This is a genomic window from Bartonella sp. AP331QHHD (assembly GCF_042195905.1).
In the GTDB taxonomy this organism is placed as follows: Bacteria; Pseudomonadota; Alphaproteobacteria; order Rhizobiales; family Rhizobiaceae; genus Bartonella.
Map to the genome: position 1 here is coordinate 1 of NZ_JBHIPG010000075.1, position 1,304 is coordinate 1,304.

At 38.3% G+C, this 1,304-nt stretch carries 2 protein-coding genes; both read left to right on the forward strand.

From position 1 onward, the window contains the following. Positions 1-102: 102 nt before the first annotated feature. On the forward strand, positions 103-576 hold the full coding sequence (locus tag ACFIMS_RS08420) for a crossover junction endodeoxyribonuclease RuvC (protein WP_375630580.1): 474 nt from the start codon (positions 103-105) through the stop codon (positions 574-576). Continuing rightward, positions 566-1,304, forward strand: a 739-nt coding sequence (locus ACFIMS_RS08425) for a hypothetical protein (protein WP_404977326.1), incomplete at its 3' end; no start/stop codon positions are given. The genes ACFIMS_RS08420 and ACFIMS_RS08425, both read left to right, overlap by 11 nt.

The window sequence follows — 1,304 nt, forward strand, 5'->3', positions numbered from 1 at the left end:
CCACAACAATACATGGCATCTCTACCTTGGCACCGTAGAATATGGGAGCGACTCCGTTATTATTGGGAGTGCGGAATATGGCTTTAGAGCTTCATAAACGTGATGAATAATACAATTCTTTGTTTTGATCTAGGTACCAAAACGGGGTGGGCGATACGTGGTGCAAGTGGTGACATGTTCAGTGGTACCGTGAATTTTCAATCACGCCGTTTTGAAGGCGGTGGAATGCGTTACTTGCGTTTTAAACAATGGCTATCAGAAATAAAGCAGACAGCAGGTCAAATTGACGTGGTGTATTTTGAAGAGGTGAGGCGTCATAAAGGTACAGATGCAGCGCATGTTTACGGTGGTTTGTTAGCAACGTTAACGGCGTGGTGTGAACAGCATCAGATACCGTATGAGGGGATACCAGTAAGTACGATTAAGAAAGCGACGACAGGCAAGGGGAATGCGTCGAAAGAAGAGATGATTAAGGCGGTGCGTGCAAAAGGGCACAATCCGAAAGATGATAACGAAGCAGATGCTTTAGCAATTTTATATTTAGTTAAAGAAAGGGAATTGGGGTATGTCCAGTAAATTACCATGGACGAGGCTTTTTGCAGACAAGTGGCTTCTTGATCTTGCTTGTTTACCCGCAATTGAAGGCAATGTTTATATGCGATTGCGATTGCAAATGTTGCGCACTAGAGAGCCTCTTGTAAATGATGCGCAAATATTATCTCATTTTACGTGTTGTTCAGTAAAAAGATTTCAGAAGGCATTAGATTACTTATTTAGATCTGGACACATTATTCTTTCAGAAGATGGTCATTTGTGGTGTTCAGATGTTGAAGAAGAATTAAAAAATTCAGACGAAACTTTAAATAAGTTTGCAGAAAGAGCAGCAAAAGCCGCCAATACTAGAAAACATAAAAACCACGAAGAATCTTCAAGAGAGCTTCAAGATTCTTTAAGAAGTCTTCAAGATTCTTCAAGATGTCTTGAAGATTCTTCAAGAGGGTACATTAACATTAACATTAACAATAACAAAAAAAATAAAAATATTATTTTATCAAAAAGAGAAATTGATTTTGAAAATTTAGAAACAAACGATTTGGTTGACGAGCCAATCGAGTGTGATGATGTTCAATCAGAACAAATCAAAACGATAGAAACCAAACAACCAATCATTCGCGAGCAAAATACCAACACTTCAAACAAAGCTAACAACCGATGGCAAATTGACGAAGCGATGATTGCGAAATTGCCTTCACGAAAAGTTAAAAAGGTTGGAAAACAACTTTCAGAAATCGTTGATAAGATAA

Excerpts from the sequence above, each read along its gene's own strand:
- ACFIMS_RS08420 (WP_375630580.1), top strand. The coding sequence starts at position 103 with ATGAATAATACAATTCTTTGTTTTGATCTAGGTACCAAAACGGGGTGG.